Source organism: Armatimonadota bacterium (genome assembly GCA_018268395.1).
Taxonomy (GTDB): domain Bacteria; phylum Armatimonadota; class Fimbriimonadia; order Fimbriimonadales; family Fimbriimonadaceae; genus JAEURO01.
The window spans coordinates 1-24,602 of record JAFDWQ010000012.1 but is presented as its reverse complement, the minus strand read 5'-3'; the positions used below and the strand labels follow the sequence as shown (position 1 = coordinate 24,602).

General features: G+C 62.6%; 19 protein-coding genes. 6 read left to right on the top strand and 13 right to left on the bottom strand.

The features are described 5' to 3' along the window. Position 1: 1 nt before the first annotated feature. Positions 2-1,633, top strand: a complete 1,632-nt coding sequence (gene groL, locus JST30_16915; protein MBS1716010.1) for a chaperonin GroEL — start codon at positions 2-4, stop codon at positions 1,631-1,633. Positions 1,634-1,705: 72 nt separating this feature from the next. Here the strand turns inward: groL and JST30_16910 are convergent, their stop codons facing one another. Continuing rightward, positions 1,706-2,302 (bottom strand): hypothetical protein, encoded by a 597-nt coding sequence (locus JST30_16910; protein MBS1716009.1) that lies wholly within the window; start codon positions 2,300-2,302, stop codon positions 1,706-1,708. A 52-nt stretch (positions 2,303-2,354) separates the two neighbouring features. On the opposite strand from JST30_16910, the gene JST30_16905 reads away from it, so the two are divergent. The 3 genes from JST30_16905 (at position 2,355) to JST30_16895 (ending at position 6,378) form a co-directional block, all read left to right on the top strand. Next, positions 2,355-2,858: a hypothetical protein gene (locus JST30_16905; GenBank protein MBS1716008.1), complete on the top strand. Its 504-nt coding sequence runs from the start codon at positions 2,355-2,357 to the stop codon at positions 2,856-2,858. A 231-nt stretch (positions 2,859-3,089) separates the two neighbouring features. Continuing rightward, positions 3,090-4,232 (top strand): hypothetical protein, encoded by a 1,143-nt coding sequence (locus tag JST30_16900; GenBank protein ID MBS1716007.1) that lies wholly within the window; start codon positions 3,090-3,092, stop codon positions 4,230-4,232. Continuing rightward, the gene (locus JST30_16895) at positions 4,225-6,378 is read left to right on the top strand and encodes a hypothetical protein (GenBank protein MBS1716006.1); all 2,154 of its coding nucleotides are present in this window, start codon (positions 4,225-4,227) and stop codon (positions 6,376-6,378) included. Before JST30_16900 ends, JST30_16895 begins: the two co-directional genes overlap by 8 nt. A gap of 29 nt (positions 6,379-6,407) precedes the next feature. On the opposite strand, the gene JST30_16890 is transcribed toward JST30_16895, so the two are convergent. The 4 genes from JST30_16890 to JST30_16875 all read right to left on the bottom strand — a co-directional run bounded on the left by JST30_16890 (position 6,408) and on the right by JST30_16875 (position 10,494). Further along, the gene (locus JST30_16890) at positions 6,408-7,184 is read right to left on the bottom strand and encodes a hypothetical protein (GenBank protein ID MBS1716005.1); all 777 of its coding nucleotides are present in this window, start codon (positions 7,182-7,184) and stop codon (positions 6,408-6,410) included. Between the two features lie 79 nt (positions 7,185-7,263). Beyond that, complete coding sequence (locus JST30_16885) at positions 7,264-8,766, bottom strand: PH domain-containing protein (protein ID MBS1716004.1); 1,503 nt, start codon at positions 8,764-8,766, stop codon at positions 7,264-7,266. Between the two features lie 3 nt (positions 8,767-8,769). Next, positions 8,770-9,276 (bottom strand): PH domain-containing protein, encoded by a 507-nt coding sequence (locus JST30_16880; GenBank protein MBS1716003.1) that lies wholly within the window; start codon positions 9,274-9,276, stop codon positions 8,770-8,772. Positions 9,277-9,312: 36 nt separating this feature from the next. Beyond that, positions 9,313-10,494, bottom strand: a complete 1,182-nt coding sequence (locus JST30_16875) for a right-handed parallel beta-helix repeat-containing protein (GenBank protein MBS1716002.1) — start codon at positions 10,492-10,494, stop codon at positions 9,313-9,315. Positions 10,495-10,564: 70 nt separating this feature from the next. Here JST30_16875 and JST30_16870 point away from each other — a divergent pair, with 70 nt between their 5' ends. Further along, complete coding sequence (locus JST30_16870; GenBank protein MBS1716001.1) at positions 10,565-11,572, top strand: DUF3500 domain-containing protein; 1,008 nt, start codon at positions 10,565-10,567, stop codon at positions 11,570-11,572. A 38-nt stretch (positions 11,573-11,610) separates the two neighbouring features. Here the strand turns inward: JST30_16870 and JST30_16865 are convergent, their stop codons facing one another. The 7 genes from JST30_16865 to JST30_16835 all read right to left on the bottom strand — a co-directional run bounded on the left by JST30_16865 (position 11,611) and on the right by JST30_16835 (position 19,216). Beyond that, complete coding sequence (locus JST30_16865) at positions 11,611-13,245, bottom strand: hypothetical protein (GenBank protein ID MBS1716000.1); 1,635 nt, start codon at positions 13,243-13,245, stop codon at positions 11,611-11,613. A gap of 81 nt (positions 13,246-13,326) precedes the next feature. Beyond that, positions 13,327-13,791, bottom strand: coding sequence for a hypothetical protein (locus JST30_16860; GenBank protein MBS1715999.1), 465 nt, complete (start codon positions 13,789-13,791; stop codon positions 13,327-13,329). A 2-nt stretch (positions 13,792-13,793) separates the two neighbouring features. After that, positions 13,794-14,018 (bottom strand): hypothetical protein, encoded by a 225-nt coding sequence (locus tag JST30_16855; protein ID MBS1715998.1) that lies wholly within the window; start codon positions 14,016-14,018, stop codon positions 13,794-13,796. A gap of 54 nt (positions 14,019-14,072) precedes the next feature. Further along, positions 14,073-15,005 (bottom strand): hypothetical protein, encoded by a 933-nt coding sequence (locus JST30_16850; protein MBS1715997.1) that lies wholly within the window; start codon positions 15,003-15,005, stop codon positions 14,073-14,075. Positions 15,006-15,053: 48 nt separating this feature from the next. Further along, positions 15,054-15,503 carry a hypothetical protein gene (locus JST30_16845; protein ID MBS1715996.1) on the bottom strand — a complete coding sequence of 150 codons (450 nt, stop codon included), beginning with the start codon at positions 15,501-15,503 and terminating at the stop codon, positions 15,054-15,056. Between the two features lie 122 nt (positions 15,504-15,625). Then, on the bottom strand, positions 15,626-16,228 hold the full coding sequence (locus JST30_16840) for a hypothetical protein (GenBank protein MBS1715995.1): 603 nt from the start codon (positions 16,226-16,228) through the stop codon (positions 15,626-15,628). 120 nt (positions 16,229-16,348) lie between these two features. After that, complete coding sequence (locus JST30_16835; GenBank protein ID MBS1715994.1) at positions 16,349-19,216, bottom strand: hypothetical protein; 2,868 nt, start codon at positions 19,214-19,216, stop codon at positions 16,349-16,351. Positions 19,217-19,548: 332 nt separating this feature from the next. Here JST30_16835 and JST30_16830 point away from each other — a divergent pair, with 332 nt between their 5' ends. Continuing rightward, the gene (locus tag JST30_16830) at positions 19,549-20,088 is read left to right on the top strand and encodes a helix-turn-helix transcriptional regulator (GenBank protein MBS1715993.1); all 540 of its coding nucleotides are present in this window, start codon (positions 19,549-19,551) and stop codon (positions 20,086-20,088) included. A gap of 92 nt (positions 20,089-20,180) precedes the next feature. Here JST30_16830 and rpoC read toward each other — a convergent pair. Next, positions 20,181-24,602: DNA-directed RNA polymerase subunit beta' (gene rpoC / locus JST30_16825; protein ID MBS1715992.1), on the bottom strand; the 4,422-nt coding region annotated here is incomplete at its 5' end.

Here is a 24,602-nt window from a genome sequence, read left to right as displayed (position 1 = left end):
CATGGCTGCTAAAGACCTGAAGTTCAGCGGGGAGGCCCGCAAGTCCATCGAGACGGGCGTCGACAAGCTCGCCAACGCCGTCAAAGTCACGCTCGGCCCCCGGGGCCGCAACGTCGTCCTTGAGAAAAAGTACGGTTCCCCGACCGTCATCAACGACGGCGTCACGATCGCCAAGGAGATCGAGGTCGAAGACCGCTTCGAGAACATCGGCGCCGCCCTCGTCCGGGAAGTCAGCACGAAGACGAACGACATCGCCGGCGACGGAACGACGACCGCGACCGTCCTGGCACAGGCCATCTTCAAGGAAGGCGCCCGAAACGTCGCGGCCGGCAGCAACCCGATGCAGATCAAGCGAGGCATCGAAATCGCCGTCGACGCGGTCGTCAAAGAGCTCGAGAAGATGAGCACCCCGGTCAAAGGCCGTAAGGGCATGGCCGAGGTCGCGACGATCAGCGCCAAGGACGTTTCGATCGGCGAACTCGTGGCCGAGGTCATCGATACCGTCGGCAAAGACGGCGTCGTGACGGTCGAAGAGAGCCGGACCGCAGAGACGAACTTCGACATCGTCGAGGGCCTTCAGTTCGACAAAGGCTACATGTCGCCCTACTTCATCACCGATCCGCAGCGGATGGAGACGGTGTTCGAAGAACCGATGATCCTCTTCTACGAGAAGAAAATCAGTGCGGTGCAGGACATCATCCCGCTCCTCGAGAAGGTTCTCCGCATGGGCAAGCCGTTGCTCATCGTCGCCGAAGACATCGAGAACGAGTGCCTCGCGACGCTGGTCTTGAACCGGCTGCGCGCGAACCTTCCCGTCGCAAGCGTCAAGGCTCCTGGTTTCGGCGACCGCCGTAAAGCGATGCTCGAAGACATGGCGATCTTGACCGGCGGACAATTCGTCACGGAAGACCTGGGATTGAAGCTGGAGAACGTGACGCCGGACATGCTCGGTTCGTGCGCCAAGGTGGTCATCACCAAGGACAACACGACGATCATCGGCGGAAAGGGCAAGAAGGCCGACATCAACGGTAGGTTGAGCCAGATCAAAAAGCAGATCGAGTCGACCGACAGCAACTATGACAAAGAGAAGCTGCAGGAGCGACAGGCGAAGCTCTCTGGCGGCGTCGCCGTCATCAAGGTCGGCGCAGCCACCGAGACGGCACTGAAGGAGCGCAAGGCCCGCATCGAAGACGCCCTCGCCGCGACCCGCGCCGCTCTGGAAGAAGGCATCGTCCCCGGCGGCGGAAGCGCGATCCTCTGGTCGGCGAAGTCGCTCGAGTCCTTGGCGGCGCCCACCGGTAAGTCCAAGAGCGCTGCCTTGACGGGCGACGAACTGATCGGCGCCCAGATCGTCCGCAAGGCGTGCGAAGCGCCGCTTCGGACGATCGTCGAGAACGCAGGCGAAGAAGGGAGCGTCGTCGCGGAAAAGGTGCGGAACGGTAAGCACGGGTTCAACGCCTCGACCCTCGTCTATGAAGACCTCATGAAGGCCGGCGTCGTCGACCCGACCAAGGTCGTCCGCTGTTGTCTGCAGAACGCCGCGTCGATCTCGGCGCTGCTTCTGACGACCGAGGCGGCCGTCGCCGAGATCCCTAAGGAAGAAGACGAAGGCCACGGCCACCATCACCATTGAGGCCCGGCGGCCCTAGGCCGTCTTGCACCAAGGCCCCGTTCCCTCGGAACGGGGCTTTTTTCGTCGGTGCCTTCAGAGTCGCCCGGACAGCAAGGCTTCCAGCTCCGCTAGGGCGGACCGTCGGTCCGGCGAGTCGGCAGCCTGGAGCCTCAGGCACAAGTCTCGTTGCGACATGTCCCAGTCGTCCTGGAGGATCCCGCCGATCAAGCAAAGGCACTCGGCGGCATGATAGCTGATGCCGCAACGGTTGCGGACACGCTCCCAAAGCGCACCGATCACGGCAGGTGACGGATGAGCCTTGGCGCACCTCATCGTCACGGTCAGACCGCTGAACGGCTCGACGACGGTCAGCGCTTCGAGAATGACGGCGTCCCATTCCCTGTCCGTCGGCGGAGGCCCATACGTGTGGGCGACCATGCGGATCTCAGGCTCTCCTGTCCGCCTGACCTCGAGGATCGCACTCACGGCGCCCGGCGTTCCCAATCGGGCTAAGGCTTCAAGGTCGCGCCAATCGTTTCCAGCGCGAGGAACCAATAGCCCTTCGATCTCACGCCTTTCGGCTCCGACAAGCCCATCGAGGGATTCGAGGTCGTAGCCGATCCCGTCGTGCCACTTCTCGTAGTCGATCATCATGCTGTCGCGGAACCGTTTCCCATCGCTCGAAGGCATGTCTTGACCTCAAAGTTTGCCATTTCCCTGGACTCCGCATCAGAATCACGGCATGCAACCGCCTCCACCCGGATCCGGTTATGCCGCTTACCCCCGCGACGATGGCTTTGACGACCCCGAAAAGCTCCGCGCACTCATGACGGCGTACTTTCGTTCGTGGTGGATGGTCTTAGGTTTCTTCGTCTTCGGTATCGGCGTCAGAGGTCTTGGAGTCTTGTTGGCGGTTTCGGACGCTCAGGCGGACTTGGGGGCCGTCCTCGTCATGGGAGGTCTGTTCCTCATGTTCGCCGCCAACTTCTTCATCGCGTTCCAGTGTGCACGCATGATCGCGGAAGCGAAGGGCAAGTCGTCAGTGTACGTCGTGGGAACGGCCCTCGCCACGTCTCTGGTCTCCCCCTGCTTTTGCGGTCTCGGCGGAGTCGCCGTGATCCAGACGATCGTCCAGTCCGAAGCGAAGAAGTACGGTTTGAAAGGCGGGTTCCTTGGCATTTCCAAAAGGTCGTTCGAGCAGCGCATCTCCGAACTGGAAGCGCAAACCCGAACAAGGGGTCTGTAGAAAAAAGTGGCGCGGCACGGGCCGCGCCGATCGCGATCACTTTAGGAGGACACGGCCCGCGTCCGACCTCGGAACAGCGTCCGGGCGAACGTCGACGGCACGCGTCCGGCAAGCTCCCCTTGGGCCTGCCGGGCGGCGCCGCCCCGGACCTCCTCTCGCTGTGAACGCACGCGGACAGACCGATCTCACACGTTTTTGGTCCGAACGATCCGACATAATGCGGAACAACCGATGAACGAAGGGCGGCTCAGGGTCGAACGCGCGCTTGAGCACTTCGCCCGTCGGGACGGTCGCAATGACGAGGCTTTCGGACGTCTCTGCGATGCGACAAGACCCGTCCTTACCGGTTATCTTCGTCTCAAAGGTCTGGACCGAGACGATGTCGAAGACGTCGTCGAAGGCGCGTTGATGAAGATCTGGGAACGAAGAGACGTGCTTTCGTTCCCAGACGTCGCTCATTGGTTCGGATACATGAAACGGGTCGTCGACCGCGCGGTCATCGACCTTCACCGGGGCGGTCGCGCCAAACTCGAGGCCGATTCGGTCCCGTTGCAAGACGTGTCCGACGACCGTGCCCGTTCGTTCGTCCACGACATCGCCGACGCCCTGGAGCGTTGCGAACTGGACAGGGCCGCCGACCGTCTGTGGCTCGGAGAAGAGCCGCCCGAGTTCACCACAAAGCTGCTCGCGGCCAAGATGGTCGTGCTCGATGGCCAAGATCCGAGGTCGGTCGCCCAGATCGTCCGCCGGATCCGTGACGCCGGTCCTGTCGACGAAACCGGTCGCTCTGTCTTGGAGTGGGCCGCCGAAGTCCGTGTCGTCCGGTCTCTGGCGGGCGACGCACTGTCCTACAGCGGCCCCGACCTGGCGAGGATCGTCCTCGGTTGTGCCTCGGACACGCTGGCGGACGCCGTCGGAAAGGTCGGCTCCGGCCGAGCGCCGGACCTCGGCGGGTTCACGTCCGAGGAAGTCGCGATCGTGGTCTGGAAGTTCTACTGTTTCGAACCGACGACCCAAGTCGCCCGAAGGGCCGAAGATGCAGGACTCTCGGTGCAGGTCGACAGAACGATTGAGAGATGCGGCCCCCGACTCCCGTTCTTACCGGTGATGCGGCTGGTTTGGGACTCGCTGAGGGAGACGCCGACCCGAGAGCCTGCACTGACAACGCCCGGGCTTTGGAAGCGCCTGGCCTTTCACTATGCGGCGCAGGGCCTGCCGCACCTCGACCTCGTCGCTTGGCTCGGCCCGGCCGCCGAGGTCGCCGGTTTCCGTCTTGAAACGATGACCGTCCATGCCTGGATCAGCAACCGACGATTGGCCAAAGAACTGATCGCGTTCCTGCGGCGAGCGTCCCCGGAGGTGGCCCGTGCCTGACCGGATCTGGGACGAGGACGAAGCCGCCTTCCTGCTGGCACTTTGCACGCACAGGTCGGCATGGGACGGCCGCACGGTAACGGACGACGAGATGTCCGCACTGCTCGACGGCTCGCTCGATCCGTTGCGCGCCCAAAGGATCGTCGAGTCGCTCTTATCCGACCGAGAGGGCCGGATCCGACTGGCCGAGCGGGCGGCCCCGTCTCCATCGTTCGTGGGTCGGTCGGCCGAGCTTGCCGCACTGCGAGAATCCATTGGTTCTGGGGCGCGTTGGACCACCGTCACCGGCCGAGGAGGAGTCGGAAAGTCCAGGCTCGTCCGAGAGGCGGCTACCGCTTTCCCGTCCGTCTGGATCACATGCTCCCATTGCGAGACTCCCGGCGACTTGGCCCGGTCCGTGGCCCGCGCCCTGGGATGGACGTCCGTCCCAGGGCCAGAGGAACTACCCGAGCGGTGCGAACAGGCGGGCAAGGTCTTCGTCTTCGACGACCTGCCGCCCGCCTTCCGGTGGACGGAAGCCTTGAGTGCCCTGTGCGGCCCCGAAAGGTCGACCCAGGTGATCGTCACGTCGCGAAAGCGTCGCGGCGTATCAGGAGAAACGGTCTTGAAGGTCGCGCCACTGGGCTCTCGGGTCGGAACCGAAGCGTTCCGAAACCTCGTCGAAGCGTGGCGCGGTGTCGGTCGAACGCTGTCCTTCCCGACCGCAAGCGAATCCTCGGCCCTTTGTCGGCGCTTGGCCGGCCTTCCCCTTGCGCTCGGCATGGCAGCGGGATGTCTGGCCGATCAGACACCTGACCAGATCCTTGACGCACTGGACTCGGTCCGCAACGACCACGTGTCACGTGGAGCCGCGACAAGCCCGTTGGACGAGATGCTCGTCCTTGCGCTGGAATCGTTGGGAAAAGAGGACCGGGCGGCCTTGTTCGCGATCACCGCGTTCGCCGGAGACTTCGACGTCGAGGACTTTTCGATCGTCGCGTCAAGCCGTCCGGACACCCTCCGTTCGCTGGTCTTAAAGGGTCTCGTCGCCCCAGACCCCTCTTTCCGAACGGGACGCTACAGGCTCCACGATTCGATCAAAGACGCTCTTGCCGGCCGCGGCATCGACGATGCCGTCACCCTTGCCCATGCCAGGAAGAGGCATGCGGCGCACTTCGCCGAGCGGGCCTCTCAAGTCGGAAACCTGATGTCGGCAGGCGACTGGCAACACGGTTGGGAAACCCTGCACGATTCGAACGCGGAGTTTCGCCGCGCGACGGCCTGGGCGGTCCAAACTCAGGACCACGAGTTGACGAGGAGGCTCTCGGACGGACTTTCACGGTCGTACTTCGAAGCCGGCTATCTCACCGACTTCGACCGATTGGCGCGCGCGACCGACCGATCGAGCCGTCGCCACGGCGACGACAGCCTCCGGGTGCGCCTCCTCGGCCTTATGGGCGCCCTGGCCTCCCGTTCGGGGGACGAAGAGCGCTGCACGAAACTATGGAACGAGCGGCTCCGACTGAGTCGGATCACGGGCGACGCGTTCGCCGAAACGGACACCCTCACGGACCTCGCCTGGCAAGCTTTCGAACACGGCGATCTGGACCGGGCCCTGTCCGTTCTCGACGAGGCCCGTCTCGCCGGACGCCGGGCGGGAGTCGTCGAACTCGTCGCCACGGCCGAAGTCATCGAAGCGAAGGTCATGGAGGAAGCCGGCCGTACGGACGAGGCCCGTGCGGCAGCCGACCGGACGGAGCAACTGTTGCACGACTGCCACGACCGGGATTTGACGTTGTTCGTCTACCAGACACTGGTCAGAGTTCTGGCGGGACTGGGCGAGTCGGATCGCTCGCTAACCCATCTGACGACCCTCCTAAAGGAATCTTGGGAAGGTCGGCGCGCTGTCATGACAGGCTGGGCGTTGCGTCACCTGGCGCCCGTCTTCGAAGCAAAGGGAGACGCCAGGACGACGGCCGAGTGCCTCGTCGCCTCGGTCGCCGTCCACAACCAATACGCGACCAAACACAAAGCGCTGGCCGAAGACGCTCTTCGCGCGTTCGTCGAGCGTGCCGGGCCCCAGGGTCAGGACCTCGTCGCCGCTGCCCGGGCGAGAGCATGGGAACGGGTGATCGACGAGATCCTGGAACGGTCGTCCAGCCCCTAAGTCGCAAGCCTTACGGGCGGACGTTCCGGTCAACGTAGAGGATAGGGCTTCGTGAACATGAAGTCGGGTTCGCAGACGTACTTGCCGCCTTGTCGGCCGACGATACGCCCGTGCGTCCCGTTACAGGCCTTCTCCCTGATCTGTCCCTTAGAACCGCCGGGAGAGAGAGACTGGTACAGCATCCGGATGTCCCTGACGTTCCGTTCGTGCGTTCCTCTTGGCTGAAAGACCACTTCGTCCATGGACAAGACGCTCGATTGATCTTCCGGCTCTTTTCTGTGGCAGATCCGAGGCAACTTGACGCCGTCCACTTCACCCTTCAACCACTTCAAATACCCCGGTTGGTCCAATGTGGCCGCGCACATCATTTCGGCATGAAAGAGCCGGTCGGTGCCGCTTTCATAGTGGACGAAGACCCGTCCGCTGGAAGGCATGACGAAGACTTCGATTCCGGACGCTCCGGTGGCCGCCTCCAACCGGTCGTCGAGACCTGTCCAAAAGTCATTGGGCGCCACAAGGGCCCGGGGGCCGGACAGCAACTGGAACACGTGCTCGTGGCCCGTGACATAGATCACGGAAGTCCCACAAGTCCCGAAAAAGCTGAGATCCATATCGCCTTCTCCGGACTGAGAGGAGAACTCGACGATGTAGACGCCCGAAGGCGGTGAACTACAAGCCTTGACGTGCGTCTTGACCCACTCGTCAGGGCCTTCCAACAGGCTTTGTAGGTCACTGATTCCGCCCTTGAACATCCATAGGGTTTCGTCAGGGGCAAGCGTATAGATAGCGGGGTTTGGATCGGACATAGGCCACTCTTCTCGGCGACCGGTCACGGGTGCACCGAGTTGCCCATCTTATCCGTTCCCTCAAGCTTTAGGCACGTCGTTACAGTCCCTTTCGTCCGTATCGGAACGTCGAACTCTGGAGGTCTTCTTGGACGCTCTCAGCCACTGACCGCGCCAAGCACGGGACGACGGCGACAGAGACGGGAGTCATGACTCTGAGGTCGACAAGCCCGCGACGTCTTTGGAACCAGTCCGATGTCAACTCGACGACTTGGACGTTCGTGACAGGGATGATCGTCACGTTCTGCCCCAGCGTTCCTTGGCACACCATGAACACCTCAGGCGTCACCGCATAGCCTTGACGCCGGTACGACATGACCGAAAGAAAGACAAGGAGCACGACGAAGGTCGACCCTAGGACGATGGGCCAGACCCAGTCGACCTTGTGGAACATCATCCTTGCCTCGACCGAGACTGCCAAGATGGTCAACGTCGTCCAGAAGACCGAGCGGAACACCCGACGCCGCAAGAGGAACCTGTCGGAGGCGAGAAACGTCGCCTTGTCCACGTCGAGGGCCGGATCGATCAAACGGAGCAACGTGCGAAGGACCTGCGGACGGCACACGGGGGCCAACAACGTCTGACCGACGGCGACGTGGCGCTGTTCGCCGGAAGCCACGTGGCCCCCGATCGATTGGACGTAAAGTTGGTTGAGCCCGAGCGCCTTGAAGAGCCAAGACGCGCGGGTCTGGACGCTTTGGACCCTCTTGACCGGAATGACGGTCTGAACGGTGTTGACGAGGCCGTACGAGACCTGCAGTCCTTTCTCCGTCCGGACGACCTTAAACCCGTAATAGACGAAGACGGCATAGAGGATCGACAGGAACCAGCCGAACACGACGAACAGAAGGCCACCGATCACGAAGAACGTGCCGAACAAGACCGGGTTCTTCGACGCCGACTGGGTCACGGGCGACCGTTCGATCCAGCGGACTCCTGAGACGGCGAGATCGTCGAGGCCTTGGCCGAACACGCCCAGGATCGCGGCCATCACGATCAACGCCCGGTTTTGCAGCGCGCCGGCAAGGACGATGTCCTTGAATCCCGGTCGGTAGACCGCAGCCGGCTCCGAAGCCTCGGGAGAGACGACCGGGCCCGTTCGGAGCAGTTCGTCCTTAATGTGCCGGGCGTCGCTCAGCGAAAGGGACTTTAGGTTGGCCTCGACGCCCGGGCCGGACGCGGTTTCGACGCGGACGGTCGCGATTCCTAAGATCCGCTCCAACAAACCCTGGGTGATGTGGACGTTCTGCACGCGTTCGAGCGGGATCGTCCGTTCTTGACGCCAAATTCCGCGCTTTGACACGATCAAGGATCCTGCCACGATGCCAAAGCTCGTGACGACGTAGCTCACGATCCCACCGATGATCGCAAGGGCTCCGAAGAGGACAGGGACCGCCAAGACCAGAAGCAAGGTCTTGCCCTCGATCCCCTTCCGCATCATTGGGCCGCTATTCGCGAAGACGGCAATGACCATCGGGTACACGGCTTTTCGCAGCCACTCGATGGACAGGACGAGGACCGATCGTGGATCGAGCCTGCGCATGTGTCAGGCGTCCTCGGCCCGGGTGGCCAGGAGCTGTTCCTTGAGCCATTCCCCTTCTTCCGGGGTCAGACCGGGAATCAGTCCGACGGAGCCCGTCACGCCGGCCGCGTACACCACGACTTGGACAAGGCCGAACTTGCGGTCGAGCGGACCCGTGTTGATGTCGATGTGCTGGACGCGGTCCCGGGCGATGTACCGCTCGGATCGCCAGACGAGCCCCTTGCGGATGACCACGTCGAACTCCCGGAGTTGGTACCGCCATTGCTCGAACTGCTTGTCGACGAGCAACATCGCCACGCCGCCGAACATCAAGAAGGAAACGACGAACACGAGAGGAGCGATCCAGACCGGGCCTTCGAAGACCTTGATGAACAGGAACGAAAAGGCCGTGATCGACGTTGCGGCGACGAGTCCAGAAATCAGGCCCCCTAGCCGCCAGACGCTACGGATCATGGGATGGAGGCTTTTGAGCGCCGTCGTTTGCCGGGCGGTTTGGCGTCCTTCGTCCACTCCGCGAGATCATACCGGGCGGCCGAGCCGCAGGTTTCAGCCGCCTTCGCGCCGTCGGAAAGCATGGGCCCCTGCCGGCACGGGATCACGACCCGCTTTGACTCCGAAGTCGCCCCGAGCGGGATCGACCAGACCCGGATCCTTGCCGATGACACCGCCGGATTCGGCGACCGGCAACCGGGGCGGACTCTGGGACGGATCGTCAAAGCAGTACCAATGGTTTCTCCGGAACGCGAACGAGAGAGCGTCCGTGCCGGGTCCGACATTGAAGCCGCCCGCGCTCCAGGCCGAAGACGAGAAAACCACGAGATTGTCTTCGAACACGCCGTTGCGACAGGGGACGAAGTCGGGAGTCGAGGTCTCCTGCAGGATGCGGACGACCCACCTCCCAGGCCGATAGAACGTGTTGAACTTCACGACCGCACCGTCGGCTCCGACAAAGGCGATTGGCGATAGGCTCCCTGAAAACGTGCATCCTTCGACCGTCACGTCTTTGGACTCGTACCTCCGTCCTTCGGGCACTAGCGACAAAGGTGGCCTGAAGTAGTCGAGGCCTGTACTGCCTCCGATGTTGACGGCGCGCTGACCTGCGTCCACAAAACGGCACGTCCGTACAACGATGTCCGACGAACCGCCCTTCGCTTGGACTCCCGAATCCCCGCCGTCCGAGAACGTTCCGCCCTCGATCACTCCTCGGTGGCACCCGACCATGTCGATTCCCGACCCGCCCCATCGGGCGACCGAGCACCCGGTCACCAGGAAGTCGTCGACACCGGACAGCTTGATCCCGTCGTGGTTTCCTTTCGGAAGGTCGCTGACCCGGACGTTACGGATCACGACGTGGTGCGACGGTCGTCCAATGTCGCCGCCGTCGTCGATGTTGATCCCGTTGTGCGACGCTCCTTCGACGACGAGGTCCCGCACTTCGATGTAGGAGACTTTCGACAAGTGGATCCCTCCTGTTCCGCCTGAGATCCTGGGCGGGTCCGCCGGGTCGGCCGCCCGTACGGTCACCGCGCGCCCTTCTGCCCCGTGGACGTTTTCAGCGTACACGCCCCCCTCATAACGGCCAGGTTCGAGCAAGACCGTCGTCCCTGGCTTCGCTTTGCGAAGTGCAGAAGAGAACTGGGCGCTGTCCTTCACCCGGACCGTCTCCTGTCCCTGATGCGGCACGCTGAGGGGGCCCGGCCAGACTGCGATCGCGAAGAGGATCATCACGTTCTTGGCCCGCCAGCGTACCTTGACGCCTGATAAAGGCGACCCTTGTCGGACGATCTACAATGTCGACATGCGGCTCTTCTCCGCGTTCCTTGTCCTGGCCACGTTGGTCGTCCCGAAACCGGCCTCCGAGTCCTCCATGAGCCAGGCGGCGCGGCGCTTCGTCGCGAGCTTGAGCGAGCCGCTCCGAGAAAAGGCCGTCTTACCCGCCGCTTCGGCCGATCGCGACACTTGGACTTACGTGCCTGGGGGACGGAGGGGCGTGAGCTGGTCCGAGATGGACGGAACCCAACGCAAAGCGGCCGTCGAATTGCTCAGGGCCTCCTTGAGTCCAGAGGGGTTTGAGAAGGTCGAGAAGATCCGGTCCCTCGAGTCCGTCCTGGCCGAAATGGAAAAGAACCCGTCGCGTGATCCTGAGAAGTACTGGTTCGTCTTCTTCGGTGAACCGAGTGCGACCGGGCCGTGGCTGTGGAGGTACGAGGGCCATCACGTTTCACTGACCTTCGGCCACACCGGAGGGATCGTCGTGTCCAGCACACCGCAGTTTCTGGGAAGTAACCCGGCCGAAGTCCGGTCCGGGCCTCTCAAGGGACAACGCGTCCTTGCCAAAGAGCAAGACCTGGCCTTTCGACTGGTCGACTCGTTCCGTCCCGAACAACGCCGGAAGGCGGTCCTCTCTGAAGAGGCGCCGACGGACATCGTCACGGGGAGTTCTCGCCAAGCGGGAATCGATGGTCGGTCGGGGTTGCCATACGACGACATGGACAAGGGTCAGAAGGCGTTGCTACGACAGCTGTTGGACGTTCATTCCTCGGTCCAACAGGCCTCCGAACGATCGCGAAGGATGAAGGCCGTCCAAGCCGATGGCTACGGCCACGTCGTGTTCGCATGGCTCGGCCCGGTCCGGCGTGACGCCCGGCACTACTATCGCATCCAGAGCGACACCTTTGTCGTCGAATACGACAACACCCAAGCGGACGGTAACCATATCCACACCGTCTGGCGCGACTTCAAAGGCGACTTTGGTCGGGACGCTTTGGCCGATCATTACGAACACGGACACCACCACCACGACTAAGTTCAGGCCCTGGCCGATCGGCCAGGGCCTGAACTTCCCTATCGTCGCGGATGCTCTTGTGCGAGCCTGCTCTTCGGCAACGGTTTCGGTTTGATCCACGGCTTCCCGGTGTCCGGGACGACCACCGTGTAGTCCTTCGATTCTCCGAGCGCCAGAACGTCGCTGACGGTCGTGCCGCCGTCGAGGAACGTGAACCCGTTCGCCAAGCTCAAACCGAGCGTTCCGGCGTCGTTCCCGTTGGCTCCGTCGTCGAGGCACGTCACGGTCAACGTGTGCTGTCCAGGCCGTAACGACGTCACCCGAAAGGCCCCCGTCCCGCCTTTGTCGGTCTGTCCGAGCAACGTTCCGTCGAGGCTCACGGAGAAGATGTCGTCCGGGGCCGGCCCGTTGTCGCCGACCGAGATGCTGGACGTGCCCGTGAACGGGAAGAACTTCCGGAACAACTCCGTCTTCGTGACCTCGAACGTGAAATCGAACGGCTTCCACGTCCCGCCGAACATCGTTTCCAACCCTGCGGGCAGTTCCGCGACGAGTCCGATCAAGCCGTTAAGACCCTTGTTCACGACGGCCTCGATGCCTTCTTCCCCGTTCTGAACGGTGTGGGTGCCGACGGCCTCCGCATACGATTCCAGCGAGGCGTAAGGACCGGCGACGCCGTACAGTTCGTAGGCGAGCGTGACGACCAGTGGCCGCAGTCTCAGACTGAACTCCGCGTCGACGTCGGCTTCGGACGCCTGATAGGACGGCGTCAGTGACTTTGCGGTGCTCCACCCCGTGTTGCGGACGTACGTTTCCGACACGTCGGCCGTCAGGCCGAGAGACTCTGTGTGGGTCACCCCGCCCGATGCCGTACCCTCGATCCCGGCCTCGACCTTGAGGCGCGTCCGGAAGACGAGCCAACCGTAGACCTGCGGGGGCCCGACATATTCGTCGAACACCGTCTTGGTCGCGGCGACGCTCCCGCCGTATTTGGAGGTCACGGACAGAGAACCGCCCAGCCGGGCCGACATCCCGGCCTTCATGTACGAGACCGAGGGAAGGAGCTTGCCAGGCTCACGGTCCATGTTCAAGTCGAACTGCGGTTCTGCCTGGAAGGTCGCCGTACCATCGATATCGATGCCCTTCGACAACCCGAGCGAGAAGTCCTTGAAATTGATCTCAAGGACGTTGTAAGACACGTCCCGCGACTTGATCGGATCTCCCTTGACCCAGGTGAACGACACCGCCGGATCCTTGCTCTTGATCTCACCGATGGCTTCGCGGCTGAAGGGCAGAGCCGTCTTCGTCTTGAGGGTTTCGACGGCGTCGACAAGCCCCCCGTCCTCGGTCACAGCGACCGTGTTGCCGCCGGAAAACGACACGGCTTTGACCTTTCGGATCGAACCCGTACCGTTCGTGTTGAAGACGACAGAACCTGGCTTGATGTCGTTCCGCTGTCCACGGAACGTGATCGACGAGCCGTTCTGGCTGACGACCTGCGACGCCCCGGACTTATCGACCAACAACGTGTTCTTGGCCAATTGCCCTTGGTTGCTCGTGCCGCCGCCACCGCCTCCTCCGGTGCCCGTCCCTCCTCCCCCGCCGCCGCAACCGGTTGCGGCGACGACCGTCGCCAACGCGAGCGCCTTCGCGCCCCAGTTCCAGGGCGCCCTACTGATCGGTCTCTCTTCCATTTTCCTTCTCCGTTCGAACGGGACCACCGTGAGGGCCCGTAACCTGGATGAACGGAGAGGGTTTTTGCGACTTAACAGGCGTCAGGCGAATCGACCGGTCCGGCACTGGTCCCCGTATTCGAGAGCCTCGACCAGCCATTGCCGGACCTCGTCGTCCACGTCTGCGGCGCAAGTCAACCGTGTGCGGTGAACGAACCACTTCGCGGAATAGTCCTCGATCTTGTAGAACCGGGGAGACGGGTGTCGGCGGAAGAAGACGAACCCCGCGTCAAAGTGGTCCCTCTTCGGCACACCACCACTGAAGCGGGTCCGCGTTTGGAACGCGATCCGCGTCTTTTGAGGCGTGACGATGATGTCGGCCAGTTCCCTGGCCATGGCTTCCAAGGCGTCGTAGGCTCCACGGACCTCTCGCGACGACTGAAGGAAGAGACCGTCCAGCGCAAACGTCCCGCACGAATGCCACATCTTCGCCGTCACGAACCGGTTGCCGCATTCCGGGCAGGTCCAAAGAGGGTTGTCTTCAGGCGCGTTCCTGTCGGACCCCAAGTTCAGCCTTCCCAAGCTTGACGCTCGGCAAGGAACATGTCCTCGACCTCTTCCCGGCTCAGACCGAAACGAAGAAAGGAATCGCTCTCGAGGTAGGCGTTCCAGTCTCCTTCGATCTTGCAGACGGTGACCTCGACGGCCTCCCCCGGAAGAAGACCCGGCACGTGCAGGTCGAGCCGTCCCCGCTGGTCGGCCCACGTCAGGATCCGGTGCGTCATGGGTGACATGCTCCCATTATCTGCCGAGTTCCGTCAAAACGGACGAAAGTCGAAGAAAAACCTCTAGCGCGCGTGGCCGGCCGTAAAGTCCAGCGTCCCGTCCGACGTGTTCCAGATCTTGACGTCGCCGGCCGAATCGCAAGTCGCAGCACGGAGACCCTTGTGGTCGGTGGACAAGCCCATGAGGAACGTCCCTTCTGGTGCGGCTTCGATCCGCTGCTTCACTTCGCCAGAAGCCGCTTGGACAAGGTACAGCTCTCTCCGGTACGACGCTGCGACGATGTCCGACGGGCTCTTCCATGCGACCCCGATCAAGCCGTTCGGGCCTGTGTCGACGGACGACACCCTCGCTTTAGCGACAACGTCCCACACCTCGAGACGGCCCCCGAGAGCGACGATGGCGACGCGGCCGCTTGTCGGATCGAAAGCTGCCGCACAAAAGTCCGAAGATCGCTCGGACCCCTTCAGCACCACCTTTCCGGTCCTGGCCTGCCACACGACGAACCCGCCGCTCGGACCGACCGCGGCGACGTGCCGACCGTCCCGGGAGACGGCCAGACCGTAGGCGTCCGAAGGCAGTCCTGTGTAGGTCCTCAAGAGCTTTCCGCGAAGCGACCACTCCTTCGCCCGGTTGTCGTATCCACAGGAATAGACCTTTGTCCCGTCAAAGGAGAACGCTGCTCCGGAGACGTAAGACGTTCCGCCAGACCAGCTTCTGATCCGTTTGAGATCCGCGTCCCAGAGCCGGATTTTCCCGTCGTAACCGGCAGTCACGATCAGCCGCCCGTCCGGACTCTGGGAAACGGCCGTGAGGTGGCCGTTCGAAGTGGCCCGGACCGATTTTACGAGGCGGCCGTCGGCCAGCCGCCACACTCGGACCATCCCGTCGTCACCGACCGTCGTGACCGTACGTCCGTCTTGGCGGATGCACGCGCTGCGCGCCCCGCCGGGATGGGCTTGAGGAAGCAAGGCTGCGCAGAGGAGCAGTGAGGTCATGTCAAGCGAGTGTACATGACGCTCGAAGGAACCGACGGACAGGTCGTTTCAGAACCCTTTGCGGGCCGACATGTGGTTCCGAAGTTCGACCGTCTCCCAGTTGCTCGTCGCCCGTCCGAGCCAGACCTTCGTCGTGTCGCCCCGCTCGGGCGTTTCGACGAAAACGGCCCTGATCCTGAACTTGCCGACTTTGTCCGTACCAAGTGGCAAAGGCTCCCAAGTCCCGTCACCCAGCGCGATGGGCCGCGTCATGTGCCGGCCGGGCGGGAGCGAAAAGACCTCGGGCCAGTTCTTGTCCCATGCACGGGGCAACCGCGTCACGGTGCGGCTGACTCCTTTCGGCAAGGGCTGGAGTTCGAACGAGAGGAGTTCGTATCCCTTCGAATACCGCGGGCTCCAGAAGTCGATCCGACGGTTTCCTTCGTTCGCAAAGGTCACATAGAGGTTGACTTGGGCGTCCTTGACTCCGAGCGCCATCGTCGACTCGGCGATGGACAACGTGAGTGCGATCTTGTCTTCCGCAACCGGGGATACCACCCAGGATACGAGTGAGAGGCCGAACATCATACATCCCGCCCAGCGGGTCGTCCCGAGGGCACCCTTACGTTATCACATGCCGCTCAATCGTGAGGCCCGACCGGAGCAGGACGGATCAGGATCTCGACGCCCGTCAGCGAACCCGTCACGTTCTGGTTCACGAAGTCCCCACCGAAAACGGCGGTCGAGAAACCCATATAGACTGGTGGCAGGTCGACCCGCGTGAGGCGGCCGATGCTTCCCTTTCTGAGGGCGTTGAACCGCAACGTGGTCACGATCGTGCCCTGGTCCGTTGCGACATACGGTAGCAGGAACTGGGCAAGCCCGCTCCAGACCGCGTCCCCGTCCGACCGGCTGCTGTTCAAAGGCGTAGGGTTGATGAATCCTGACGTGAACCACGAGTACGGCCCGTTCGCGTCCTGGCTTCTCGAGTTCGTCGACGTGAGCGGGTTGAGGCTCGTCGGGTTCCACTTGACGATCACGTCCAGAGCGCTGACGGTCTCGAACGGAAGGTCGCTGACCGCGACGACGTCGATGCTGACTTGCTCGCCGACGCGATAGTCGGTCCGCAACGGCCGCAACTCCAGATTGACGTTTGCAAGGCCCGTCATCGGGGCGAGGGCCCATAGGGCCACAGCCATCGGGCGGACCGGGTCCGCCCTCTTTAAAAACTTGTGCGTCCTCATCAGAAAAACACTCCTGTCCGGAACCTGTCGGGCCGCTCCCCACGGTCTCCCGTCGGAAGCGGCCGAAAGAGTGCCCGGAACCCCGCTCTGCAACGGGGCCCGGGCAAAGTGTCTGCGATCCTAGCGACCCCCGTTCTTGAAGATCTTTTGCTTAGCCGAGAGCCACTGTGAAACCTCGTTCACTGTGATCCAACCGTCCTTGTCGGCGTCCATGTCCTGAGCCACTCGCTCGGGGACACCGGCACCGAACATGTCTTTGATCGTGCACTTGTCCTTCGGATTCGGGACCGGGCTGAAGTTGCCGGGCAACGGCTCGTCCCCGCTCAGGAACCCGAGCTGGATATAGCTGTAGTCCCCGATCTCCACGGTGCCGTTGCAGTTGAAGTCCGCGTTGCCGGGATCCGTGTACAAGCTGTTCACGGACTGGCTGGAACCCCACTGGAAGGCGAACTTGCCGTAGTCGAGAATGTCGATGACCGTGTCCTTGTTGGCGTTGCCGCCCTTGAGGACGATCGTCGGGCAGATGTACTGCGCGTTGACGTCCTTCGTCAGGTTTTCACGCTTGCCGAGCGTATGGACTTCGTCCTTCGCCCAAATGACGGTCATGGTCTTAGAGCAGTCCGGAAGTCCGTCGAGAGCGGTCAAGGTGACCATCGCGGAGCCGGCCGTAAAGGCCAGCGACTTGTGGACCGTGATCGGGCCGTTCGAACCGCCCGTCCCGCCAAGGACGAACGTGACCTCCCGGTTCGGGTTCGTCGAAACGCCCGCGAGTTGAACGGTAGCGGTCACTTGCGACTTGTTCACGCTGAACGTGCCCGAAGCCGTATTGACGTTGCCCGCGTCGTCGGTCGCCGTGACGAGGATCGTGGCCGTGCCGCACGGAACGGAGGCACCGATGTTCGTCGTCGCAATGTAGTCGTTGCCGGCCCATGGCGCGGCGCTGAGCGTCGTGACGCTGGCGTCCGACCACGTGATCTGGACTGTCGGGTAGCCGGTCAGGCCAGACGGGGTCGAGCCCAGGTCTTTCGCGTCAATGTGGATCGTCAGGAGTCCCTGGATCGCGGTCGAGCTCAGCACGTTTCCGTGCGACTGGGTCGCGCTGGTGATCACGACGCTCGGGGCCGTGTTGTCGACGACGACGGTGTTGGACCCTTGCCTGAGGCCAGGCAGGAGCTCAAGGCCGCCGTTCACACTGAAGCGGGTCGGAAAGTTGACGTTACCGTTGTTCGCGGCGATTCCGAGCGTCGCCGTGTCCTCGATGGTCGTGTTGTAAGGCAAGACCGCCAAGGGCGAACCGGCCTGGGTGCCTTCGGCACCGAGCGGCGCCGCTCCCGACGAGAGGCCTTGCGTCCTCGGGTCGAGGAACACGTTGGCGAACGGGGCGGGAGTGTAGTAAGGGAAGGGCGAACCGAGATTCACGAGAGTCGGCGAACCCGTGGTCGATCCGAACGCTTGGAACCCTTCGATCAGGTCGGTCATATTCGCCATACCGACGCGGTATCCGGCCTGCTCGCCAGGTTTCACATAGGGGTCGTCCGAGAACGCATAGATGGCGTTGTCGACGGCCGTCGTCGTGAACTCGGAGATCTTGACCGTCGCGGTACCGCCCAGGTGCTGGCTGTAGTAGCGGTCGAAGCCCGTGTAGAAGTGGGAGTTCGCAAGACTCGCTCCCGCAGCCAAAGCGTTCGACGTGTACGTCTTGCCCGGCTCGTTGCCGTCGACCGTCGAAACGGTCATCGTGCAGGCACCGGCCCCGTCGACGTCCACGCGGACGAGGAACTTCGTCGCTCCCGTCGTGTCCGAGATCAGCTCGTCCCCGACGTTCGTCGAGAGGTCGAACCGGTATCCGGTGTTGTCCGGTCTGTCGATGACGACTTCGCCATAGGCTCCGCTGTACCCGGCCGCATCGTGCGCGCCGGCAATGAACGACGAGCCCGGTCGCACGTTCGGACCCACGATGCCGTTCGTGAGCGTCCATGTGCCGCCCAGCTCGGCTTTGAACTGGAAGCTTCGGCCCAGCAGATCGGCTTCGAGAGCCTTCGGCGGCTTCAAGCCGGTCGAGAACGGGGTGAAGCTGCCCTGGACCGCAGCGGCGCCGTTGCTGCTTTCGATGACGGTGAAGCCTTCCACGTTGCTGGTCGATGCGGCCGTACCGTCGCTGAAGACGTTACCGACCGAAGCTTCGTAATACTTGCCGTTCAAGTCGACGGGCAGTCCCCACGGGTTACCCGACGGCTGCGCCGCGACGTTGTCCCAGTAGACGTCATAGTCCTGGTTGTAATTCTTCGAGTTCAAGATCATCTCGTCGAACTTGTCCGCGCCATAGACGCAGTTGTCCACGAACACGAGCGTGCCGTCGACGTAGACTTCGTACGCATAGGGCGTCAGGCGGATCTCGAACTTGTGCCACTTGTCGTAGTCCGAGGCCGTGAGCTGCTTCAGCTCCACGAAGCCTGCCGTCGCATTGGCGTCGTCGGCCGGTTTCTGGCGCGTGTCCTGCGTGTAATAACGGAAGACGCACCCGTTGGTCGTCTGACCGGCGGTCGACGAGTCGTTGGCGACGTCCAAGATGGGATAGCCTACGATGGTGTTCGAACCGTCCACCGCAACGCCCCAGATCCCCGAGCGGCGCTCGTTCGTGTCGAAGTCGCTACTGACGTAGACTTCGCCACTGATCGACGTGTACCGTCCGTTGCCGAGATCGAGCTTCCGGCCTTGGGTGTTGTAAAACCCGGATCCCTGGAAGTCGGCGTTATCGATCCGAACGTGGAGCCGGTTGTCGCCGCCCCAGTTCAGACTCTCGAACGCGTTGGGGGCATAGCGGTCGACGCCCCAGACGGTCGTCGATTCTGTCGGACCGATCAGGACCGGATTGTCGAACGGGTTGACAAAGTAGTTCGAAGCGTACGCGCCGACTCCAAGCAGCCCGATGGCCGCCAGAGCGGCCGCCGCTCTCCCTCCTGTGCACCAAGCATTGCGATTGCTCATCAAGTTTCGTCCCAGGTCATCCCTCCGGACTCACGTCTGCAGGTGGCAAGACCCCTTAATCTGCAAGCCGTCGCCGGAATCCCCGACCGCCAGCAAGTGTCCCTCAGGCATTCCCGACAAAAGAATCCGACTTTTGGTGTCCTCCTTTTGGGAGACAAGCGAGTCAAGGCCGTACTCCGGTTGCGTTCCAACTGTTAGAATGCCTACTTGAGAAACCTTAATAGTTCTTGAAAGGGCCCCAACTGGCGACAAGAACACTTGCGTAAGCAACGACATAGGTTTTACAAATGAAGGAGAGGACTTTAGGGGAGCTGTCTGACAGGGAGACTTGCGTGCTCGAATGGGCCGCGCAGGGCTATACCGATAAGGAGATCGCCGTCAAGATGCAGATCGCACCTGGAACGGTGAAAACCTATTGGGGCCGCATCCGAGGAAAGCTCAACGTCGCGAACCGCGCGGCGGCCGTAGCAGTCGTCCGGCCCTATGTCTCGGACCATGCCCTTGGAATCGAGAACCGGCCGATCGACCGTACCGAGTGGTGGCAGGCCGTCTTGAAGGTGTCCCCCGTCTGCATGGCCGTCCTGGACTCCAAGGCCCATGTGATCGCCGCGAGCCTTCCTGGCCCCTACTGCCGGATCGCGATCCAACCCGGATCAGCCCTCACGGAGCAGCTGCCTCCTCCCCTCGACGAAGCCGTCGACACGGCGGTCAAGAATGCCGTGACGTCCTTGGAACAGCATGCCTTCGACGTCCCCTACGACAGGAAGCGGCTCCACCCCGACGCGTTTTGCGGAACGGTCTCGCCTGTCGTCTCGTCCGGTACGGCCGTCGCGCTCCTCGTGACGTTCCAATATCCCGGCCGGAGACGTTGACCCGATCGCAGTACCGAAGGCTTGGCCCATGAAAAGTCCGGCCCGTTCCCAGACAAGGGGACGGGCCGGACCGCACGCGGAGGACGGTCAGGTCACTCGGCGTGTTCGTCGATTTCTGCTGCGGCTAGGTCGGCCAAGGACATTCCGTCGAAGGCGCCGCTCGCGCCCATCGATTCGACCTCTTCGGCTTCGATCAAGGCCGTCAGCGGCTGCTGGGCCCAGATCGGCTGGCTGCGGTCGACTTCGATCGCCAAGTCGCGGTACGCCTTGACGCCCGTTCCTGCGGGGATCAGACGGCCGATGATGACGTTCTCCTTGAGGCCGAGCAACACGTCGTGCTTGCCACGGACGGCGGCTTCCGTCAGGACGCGCGTCGTCTTTTGGAACGAAGCGGCCGACAGGAACGAGTCCGTCGCGAGCGAAGCTTCGGTGATGCCGAGGAGGATCCAGTTCGCGGTCGCTTCCTTCGGATCGCGCTCCTTCTCTTCCCCGTCGATCGGGTCGATGTACTTGATCTTCGTCCCGGCGGCGATGGCCTGCCGGACGCGCTCGTTCTCCCGTTTGAAGCGGAAGCGGTCGACGACTTGGCCCGGGAGGAAGGGCGCGTCACCCGGCTCCTTGACCTGCCTCTTCCGAAGCATTTGCCGGACGATGACCTCCAGGTGCTTGTCGTTGATGTCGACGCCCTGGTCTTTGTAAACGCTCTGCAAGTTCTCGATGAAGTACTCGTGCACCGCGGTCGAGCCGGCGAGGTCGAGGACTTCGTGCGGATCGAGAGGGCCTTCGGTCAACGGGTCGCCCTTGATGACGCGGCTACCTTTCTGGACCGGCAGGTTGCCGAGCGGCGGGACCAGGATCGTGTAAAAGACCCGGACGCGTTCGACGTTGTTCTTCCGTAAGGTCTGCAGGACCTGGGTGGTCAGCTTCTGGCCGACGACGCGGTCGAGACCACTGTCGAACTGTCCGTCCTTGCCCTTCGGCCAGTTTTGCTCGCTCGCGATGTAAGCGTGCTTCTGGGCCGAGAGATCGGTGCCGACTTCGGCTTCCACGACGACCCAGCGACCGTAGTTCGAGCGTTGAATGTCGACCACGATGCCCGTGACCGGACAAATGATCGCCTTGCCCCGCGGCTGGCGTCGCGCCTCGAAGATCTCCTCGACACGGACGATACCGCTGGACTCACCGGTCCAGGAGTAGAAGAACGTCTTACGGCTGCGCTCCCAGAGCTTGCGGCTTTCCGAGTCCTTCTTCTCGACCAGCTTCTCCGCAGCTTTGGTCGTCCGGGCCGTCGTCTTCTTCTTCCCGTCCTCCTCCGGCACCTCTGCGCTCGGGCGCATCAGGCCTTTGACGACGGACTCTTGGGACTCGAGCAGCTTGCCCGGATCGAACGTGGCGAGGTCGGTGCTGGTCGCCTGCTGGAAGTCTTCCTGGAACTGGCGGACGAACTTACCGGTCTTGTACTGGTTCGTACGGGCGATGGTCTTGGAGCCTGCGACGCCGCCCGTATGGAACGTGCGCATCGTGAGCTGCGTGCCGGGTTCGCCGATGGACTGGGCGGCAATGATGCCGACCGCGACCCCCTGCTCGACCATCTTGTGCGAAGCGAGGTCGAGCCCGTAGCACTTCGCGCAGATGCCCTGTTCGAGTTCGCACGAGATCGGCGACCGCACGATCGCGCCAAGGCGTCCGTGTTCGTCCACCTTGTAGCCGTGCGCTTCGTACTTGTCGATGATCTTGCGCTGGGCATCGTCGCCCTCGGCCGTCTCCATCTCCGCGTAATACGCGTTCTCGACCTTGTCGAGTCGCTTGGCGTGTTCTTGGGTCAAGAGCGTGTCGGCTTCATAGACGACAGACTTGTCCGCAGGATCGGTGACCTCCAGGAGCGAGACGCGGCCTTGAGCGCGGTCGCCCATCGTTTCGAGGGTCTTCCCTTCGAACGTCAGACGACAAGCGCTGATGCCTTCGGCCGTCCCGCAGTCCTTCGACCGGACGATGACGTCCTGCGAGACGTCGACGAGACGCCTCGTGAGGTATCCCGCGTCGGCCGTTCGAAGGGCGGTGTCGGCGAGACCTTTACGGGCGCCGTGCGTCGTGACGAAGAATTCGAGCATCGACAGGCCGCGTTGGAACGACGACTTGACGGGGAGCTCGTAGATGACCTCGTTGAACTGGTTGAACATGAGGCCGCGCATGCCCGAAAGCTGCGCGAGCTGCTTGATCGAACCGCGTGCGCCCGAGACCGTGATGATCGACAGGGGGTTCTCCTGCGTCATGGCGTCGACGATGGCGTTACCGATCTCGTCGTACGTGCTCGTCCAGAGACGGACGAGGGACTCCTGCATTTCGCGGAACGAAATGAGGCCGCGGCGGAACTGTTCCAGGACGCGGTTCGCCTTGGCGTCCGCTTCGCCGAGCATCTCTTCCCTTCGGCGCGGCGGGTCCATGTCGGTGAGCGCGATACTGATCCCGTACCGGCTGGCCCAGGTGAACCCGAGCTGCTTCATGTCGTCGAGGAGCTTGATCGTGCCGTTCGTGCCGACTTGTTTGTGGCAGGTGATGATCGTGTCGGCGATCGCCTTCTTCGTCAGCTCGACCTGAAGGAACTTATCGCTGTACTTCATCGGGTGCGGGAGCACTTCGTTGAAGATCAAGCGGCCCGGGGTCGTGGTCGCGATGAAGCTCTCGAACTCCTGGTCGAGGGCCTTGAGCTCCTGTACGTCTTCGCCGAACTCGTTCTGGTTCGTCTCGTACAAGTACTCGACGCCCGTGACCGGGTCACGGAAATCGATCTCCTCGTTGCTTCGGAACACAGGCCGTTGGATCCTGACCTTGACCGGGTCGTTGAGCCCGATTTTTTCCGAATTCGGAGTGTCGAAGTGGAAGAGAACTTCCTCGGGGCTTGCGTAGACGTACGGGGCCGGATTTTTCTCGGGGTCGGCTTTGTAGGCTTCCTCGAGCTTCGCGAGCTTGTTGGCCGCTTCCTTGAACGTGTACGTCAGTGCATAGCAGCCGAGGACGATGTCCTGGATCGGCGACACGACGGGCTTACCGTCCGCAGGCGAGAACAGGTTCTGCGTCGACAGCATCAGGACACGGGCCTCGGACTGGGCCTGCATGCTGAGCGGGACGTGGACGGCCATCTGGTCTCCGTCGAAGTCCGCGTTGTACGCGTGGCAGACCAGCGGGTGGAGCTGGATGGCCTTGCCTTCGACCAGGATCGGTTCGAACGCCTGGATACCGAGACGGTGGAGCGTCGGGGCGCGGTTGAGAAGCACCGGGTGCTCCTTGATGACGTCCTCGAGACCGTCCCACACGACCGGGTGCATCCGCTCGATCATCCGTTTGGCGGTCTTGATGTTCTGCGTGATCTTCCGCTCGACAAGGGTCTTCATGACGAACGGCTTGAAGAGCTCGAGCGCCATCTCCTTCGGGAGTCCGCACTGGTGAAGCTTCAGGTTCGGGCCGACGACGATGACCGAGCGCCCCGAGTAGTCGACGCGCTTACCGAGCAGGTTCTTTCGGAAGCGGCCTTCCTTGCCCTTGAGCATGTCGCTGAGGGACTTGAGCGGTCGCTGGTTGCTGCCGACGACGGGCCGGGCCCTTCGTCCGTTGTCGATCAGTGCGTCGACGGCCTCTTGCAAGAGCCGCTTTTCGTGGTTGATGATCGATTCCGGAGCTTGGATCTCGATGATCTTCTTCAACCGGTTGTTCCGGTTGATGATGCGCCGATAAAGGTCGTTGAGGTCGGACGTCGCGAAGCGGCCACCGTCGAGCTGGACCATCGGCCTCAATTCGGGCGAAATGACCGGGACGATGTCCTGGATCATCCACTCCGGCCGGCTCTTCGACTGCTGGAAGGCTTCGACCAGTTCGAGGCGCTTGATCGCGCGGGCCCGGCGCTGGCTCGTCGTGACGACGATCTCTTGCCGGAGTTCGCGGACCATCCGGTCGAGGTCGACGCGCCGAAGGAGCTCCTTCATGGCGTCCGCGCCGATGTTGGCGTGGACGAGGTATCCAAGGTCGGTCTTCCAGCGTCGGCTGACCGCGTCCAGCATCTTGCTGATCGCGCGCCACTTGTCTTCCTCGATGAGCTGGTTGACTTCCAGCTTCCCGAGAAGTTCGGCGGCGATGTCAAGGTCGCGGACGCGCTCGTCGGCGTCACGGTATTCGGCCCGGATCCGGTCGAAGTTCGCCTTCATGCGGTCCCGGACGAAGCTCTCGTCGAAGTACTCGTCCGGGTTGTCGATCATCTCCTTCGAGAGCCGTTGAAGCGACTCGAACTCGAGTTCGCGCATCTGCTCTTGGATGTTGATCTTCTCCTCCTCCACCGTTTCGAGGATTTTCGGGAGCAACTCCTGGATCTTCTCCGACTCGAGGTCGATGATGATGAAGCTGGCGAAATAGATCACCTTCTCGAGCTGACGCGGACTGATGTCGAGGATCAGCGAGAGAGGCGACGGGACGCCCTTGAGGTACCAGATGTGGCTGATCGGCGCGGCCAGTTCGATGTGGCC

What these genes read in the sequence shown, in the direction of transcription:
- groL (MBS1716010.1), top strand. Translation starts at nt 2, where the DNA reads ATGGCTGCTAAAGACCTGAAGTTCAGCGGGGAGGCCCGCAAGTCCATC.
- JST30_16910 (MBS1716009.1), bottom strand. Translation starts at nt 2,302, where the DNA reads ATGCCTTCGAGCGATGGGAAACGGTTCCGCGACAGCATGATGATCGAC.
- JST30_16905 (MBS1716008.1), top strand. Translation starts at nt 2,355, where the DNA reads ATGCAACCGCCTCCACCCGGATCCGGTTATGCCGCTTACCCCCGCGAC.
- JST30_16900 (MBS1716007.1), top strand. Translation starts at nt 3,090, where the DNA reads ATGAACGAAGGGCGGCTCAGGGTCGAACGCGCGCTTGAGCACTTCGCC.
- JST30_16890 (MBS1716005.1), bottom strand. Translation starts at nt 7,184, where the DNA reads ATGTCCGATCCAAACCCCGCTATCTATACGCTTGCCCCTGACGAAACC.
- JST30_16885 (MBS1716004.1), bottom strand. Translation starts at nt 8,766, where the DNA reads ATGCGCAGGCTCGATCCACGATCGGTCCTCGTCCTGTCCATCGAGTGG.
- JST30_16870 (MBS1716001.1), top strand. Translation starts at nt 10,565, where the DNA reads ATGCGGCTCTTCTCCGCGTTCCTTGTCCTGGCCACGTTGGTCGTCCCG.
- JST30_16865 (MBS1716000.1), bottom strand. Translation starts at nt 13,245, where the DNA reads ATGGAAGAGAGACCGATCAGTAGGGCGCCCTGGAACTGGGGCGCGAAG.
- JST30_16855 (MBS1715998.1), bottom strand. Translation starts at nt 14,018, where the DNA reads ATGTCACCCATGACGCACCGGATCCTGACGTGGGCCGACCAGCGGGGA.
- JST30_16850 (MBS1715997.1), bottom strand. Translation starts at nt 15,005, where the DNA reads ATGACCTCACTGCTCCTCTGCGCAGCCTTGCTTCCTCAAGCCCATCCC.
- JST30_16840 (MBS1715995.1), bottom strand. Translation starts at nt 16,228, where the DNA reads ATGAGGACGCACAAGTTTTTAAAGAGGGCGGACCCGGTCCGCCCGATG.
- JST30_16835 (MBS1715994.1), bottom strand. Translation starts at nt 19,216, where the DNA reads ATGAGCAATCGCAATGCTTGGTGCACAGGAGGGAGAGCGGCGGCCGCT.